The following is a 4105-nucleotide window of genomic DNA, read 5'->3' as shown; positions in this document are numbered from 1 at the left end:
CTGTATAGCCTGATGATACCGGTGGTCGGTTTTTATCTATATAGTCGATTTTTGAGTGGGATTCAAAAACTCTGTCAAAAGTTGCTCTCGCTATAGTTGATTTTCCTGCTCCGTCAGTGCCTTCGAATGCGATAAATATTGGTTGGTCAGATGAACCGCTCATGCAAATCCCCCTAAGTAGGCTTCAGTATCTAAAGAGTTTCTGCCACTACCTTCGATTAATGGTTGAAATCCTTCTCTGTGATATATATCCGACATTGTTTTCCCAACCTTCTTCAGGAAATCTATTGATGGACGCTGTCGGTTAGAGTATTGAGAGCCTGCGTCAGGGTGAAATACTGCTACAGCAGGTACCACTCCCATCTCCCCAAAAAACTCAATGCCCTCAATGATTGACTCCAGCGGTTCCATCCCTGCGACAAATCCTGCATATACATTGCCACGACCTAGAACTTCGACAGCCGCTTCAAAAGCGGATAAAAATAGTTCGCGAGTGTAATCTCGAGATTTTCCAGGGCAAACTTCATTGAATAAAATTGGATTGAATACTTCTATGCTCATCGACATATTGTTGCCATTTTTTTTAAAGCGATCAAAAAGGCGAAAATCCTTAGGAGGCATAGAAATCAAGTGGTAGTCCAAGGTGCTCTGAAGGTTGTATTCTTTTACTCGCTCCAGTAAATCCAAGTGTATTGAGTACCCTTTGTCATAGTTTGGAATCGTTCCACCGTTTAATAGGACCCTTTTATATCGTCCGTGCTCTTCTTTGATTGCGGTAGCTACAGCTTCACCAGCGATATCACCTTTTATTCGCATTTTATGGTCTGATAATGATTCTCTTGCTGATCCCAAGGAGCAAAACTTGCATTCACTACCGGTGTTAAAGTAATAACAGTGGCCCGGGGAAAAGATTCCGAGGGTCGAATTTCCGTATACGGTTATATGTTTTTCAAATAATTCGCTATTGCTGAGGTGCATTCCATAAGATTTAGGTCTCTTGGGGAATGTAATTTTAATAGTGTTATCTCCAAGCTTTAGGACAGGAATTTGTTCTTCTAAGGAGATCCGGTAGTTCGAGTCTGGATTATAATTTGCAGCACAAATAATCTGTCCGCCTAAAATTATCTCTTGCGGAGTGCGAGTGATCGAGTTGAGAATAATGCTATCTCCTGTCCCGTAAGCTCGCCTCTTTTCAATATGCTCCGTTCGGGATTGGAAATCCTCTAAGAACTCTTCAGAAAAATTAACTCCATTGCACAATAGTTCAAGTTTCAATCTCACAGTTTCGGATAGCATGGTTTTCTCCAGTTAAGTTAAACGTACACTACAAGATAAGTCGTATCAGTTCTGGGGAGGACAAGGCAATCACAGTTCCTGAGTCTGACAGGGCTGCCGGTGAGGGAGGCAGGGAGTGTCTAGGGTTTCCTGCTTTATCGAATAGAGCACCTCCCGCTTCTCTTAAAATCAACTCTGCTGCGGCAATATCACAACTACGCTCATGTCCTGGTGTATCGATATCAATAAAGGCGTCAAGTACCCCGGCGGCGATGAGACATATTTCTAGTGAGGAGCATGAGTAAATGCGAATTTTTCTAGCTGACCATATAAGCTTTTGAATTGTGTTTTTTGCTCTATCTTCTTTTGGGCGATGGAAGGATATGTGCATGTCTTCTATACGGTTGACGTTGCGGGCATAAAGTCTTTTCAATATGATCGGCGACTGAAGGTAGGATCCCTCGCCCAATGCAGCGGTATAGACCAAATCTCTTGATAGGTCATAAATCCAGCCAAATATATACGCATCTTGGTGGTAAAGAGCCACGCTTGATGTATACGCTGGAAATCCTAAAACTGCGTTGTGTGTTCCATCTAGAGGGTCTATAAGTAGGTAGAAATTTTCATTTTCGCCAAAAGTAGTTGCTGAAGTGCTTTCTTCGGAATAAATTGTTATTCGAAAACTTATATTGGAGAGGCAGTCATATAATATTCTCTGACAATCTAAGTCATGCTGTGTCTGTGAGTCGTTCCAGTGTTTTGTATTTGTGGTGACAACGGGCAAGCCGGCCAGAGTTCCCGCCCAGTAACGGCGCAGTTGTTTTCTCGCTTCGTAAAGGCATTCCTCAATTTCGGCAATATACTGATGCTTGAATAATGGTCTCATGTCGATTCTTCCATTATCAATTGTATATGCCACAGGTTCCTGTTTAATCTCGGAGCACAAGACTTTACTTCAAATAGTTTTCCGGCGTAAACGGCGTAATCCGCGCTCATGAAGGCACTGAAGGATTTAGGGAATGGCGCTACAGTTTTAACCTCAATATGATAGCCAAGTTTTTTCCTGATTGTGTTTGCTGCCTGCTTGAGGCTTCCTCCGGTATAGGCTTTGTCTATAATGAGCCATGGTTCGTTCGATGATGTTAGAGGAGGGAAAATATCTTGGAAAGCATTAGTTCGGCTCAATAGGCTAGAGTCATTTTGCCGATGAACCTCCGAGAAAAAAATATTGGAATCTCCGGTTGCTGCCAAGTAGCCAAGCGCAATCGGTAAACCTGCCGAGAGTAAAAAAAGTTTATTTGTTGATATTTTTTCGATTTGCGACCAGATAGTATGGTCTTCGTAAATATACCTGGTGTTGAGCACGGAACAGCTATCCCAATGGTCGTGTGATATGTACTTACTATAAAAAGCACAAAATCTATTGTGGAATTCTAAGGTTTCGTTGCTTGTGTTTATAAGTGGCCGATTTTTAGTAATGCCGCGAGTGGTTTTGTTTATAAGGGCTGGTGGCACGTCTCGACGAGTGCGCGTAAATGCTTCGTTAACAAGCTTGTTTTTTAAGATTCTAAGTTGCGTTTTTGATGGGCCAGAAATTGCTATTTCTGGTGATAGGCCGTCGCCATTGATTCTACATGCCTCTGTGGCCGAAATTTTTCTTGTGCTTAAATTTAAGTAGTCCCATATGCGCACGATTTCCTGACCAGACATGCCGTTATAAATGGGTTCGAGGTTGCTTAAATCGCAAATCATTTCTTCAGGGTGTCGAAGTTCGAACGACGCTCTTTGAAGATGACAACCATTGAGTATGGCGTTGCGATAAGTGTAATAATCGTTTGTTTGTACGCCACTTAATGTTCGCCAGCCATGATGCTCACTGATTATTGTGATGGAGTTTGTACGCTGGTTTAGGGAATGCAGTGCGGGATTTTCCTGGTGCATGGTTAACTCCTCTCAGCAGTGGAAGAATAGACAGTTAGTCTAAAAAATGTATTTAGTGTCTTGTCTTAACTCCTGATTAACTGGCTGTCCGCTATTTTTTAAAACGCTACGTAACYGCCAGAGCAGAAGCAGCATCAGGCAAAATGAACAAAAAACTAGCGCTACAAATAGGGAGTGCACGCTATAGTCGTAAAGTGATAGCAGTCCGATTGAAATTATTAGTCCAAGAACATTGAGTGAAAATATAGTTAGCAGCGTAGGGATCCAAAAATCGTTCATGCTTCTCAAAGTCATTCGAGTTACGACATAAACGTATTCAAATATTAAGAATGGGATCGCGATGAAAATGTTTTCCTCAATCAATCGTCTGGTTGGCGCATCGTTTGTGTAAATTGCTGATATGTCTTCTTTTAAGAAAAAGCATGCTAGTAAAAATGGAGTCAATATTAATAGTCCGAGCTTTAGTCCCTCAGAATAGGTCGCTCTCAACAGTCGGAACTCTCGTAGACCATAGTGCCGCGCGGCTACAATTCCCGTTGCGTTTCCCACTCCTATTGAGATCATATATACGATACTTAAAAAATGAAGCGATGCCTGATATGCCGATACGCTCGTGTCGCCTATGGTTTTTGAAATAAGAGAGAACATGAAATATAAAAAGCTTTCGCCTCCAAAGCAAATTGCCATCGGTAGGCCTTTGATGAAGTAATTCACATATATGGTTTTTGCGATATGTTGTGAGTGTCTAAATTTTGAAATGTGTTGATGGATTTTTAAATTAAAAAGCAAGATTGCAATGCTAGCGAAAAAGTATCTCAAGCCTGAGTATGTCAGGGCGAAATAAATAATATTGCTATTCGAGTTTGTCAAAACTAATAGTGTGCAGGCT

At 41.6% G+C, this 4105-nt stretch carries 4 protein-coding genes; all 4 read right to left on the bottom strand.

Annotated features, from left to right (window positions below):
* Positions 1-159: 159 nt before the first annotated feature.
* Genes AC1D2P_RS30335 through AC1D2P_RS30320 form a run of 4 tightly spaced genes read right to left on the bottom strand, consistent with a single transcriptional unit; the run spans position 160 to position 3903 of the window.
* Entirely contained in the window at positions 160-1296 is a 1137-nt protein-coding gene (locus AC1D2P_RS30335) for a radical SAM protein (protein ID WP_223524879.1), read from the bottom strand.
* Positions 1297-1324: 28 nt separating this feature from the next.
* On the bottom strand, positions 1325-2161 hold the full coding sequence (locus AC1D2P_RS30330; RefSeq protein ID WP_223524881.1) for an inositol monophosphatase family protein: 837 nt from the start codon (positions 2159-2161) through the stop codon (positions 1325-1327).
* The gene (locus AC1D2P_RS30325) at positions 2158-3216 is read right to left on the bottom strand and encodes a hypothetical protein (RefSeq protein ID WP_477757431.1); all 1059 of its coding nucleotides are present in this window, start codon (positions 3214-3216) and stop codon (positions 2158-2160) included. The genes AC1D2P_RS30330 and AC1D2P_RS30325 overlap by 4 nt, the downstream gene beginning before the upstream one ends.
* Positions 3217-3255: 39 nt before the next feature.
* Positions 3256-3903: an MATE family efflux transporter gene (locus AC1D2P_RS30320; protein ID WP_477811753.1), complete on the bottom strand. Its 648-nt coding sequence runs from the start codon at positions 3901-3903 to the stop codon at positions 3256-3258.
* Positions 3904-4105 lie beyond the last annotated feature (202 nt).

The sequence above is a fragment of the Pseudomonas sp. P1_F1_2 genome, from assembly GCF_056405815.1.
The sequence above is the reverse complement of the archived record's forward strand: the minus strand, read 5'-3'. Positions and strand labels throughout refer to the sequence as shown.

Bases quoted from the DNA above. Each gene is read 5' to 3' on its own strand.
- AC1D2P_RS30330 (WP_223524881.1), bottom strand. From the start codon at position 2,161: ATGAGACCATTATTCAAGCATCAGTATATTGCCGAAATTGAGGAATGC.
- AC1D2P_RS30325 (WP_477757431.1), bottom strand. From the start codon at position 3,216: ATGCACCAGGAAAATCCCGCACTGCATTCCCTAAACCAGCGTACAAAC.
- AC1D2P_RS30335 (WP_223524879.1), bottom strand. From the start codon at position 1,296: ATGCTATCCGAAACTGTGAGATTGAAACTTGAACTATTGTGCAATGGA.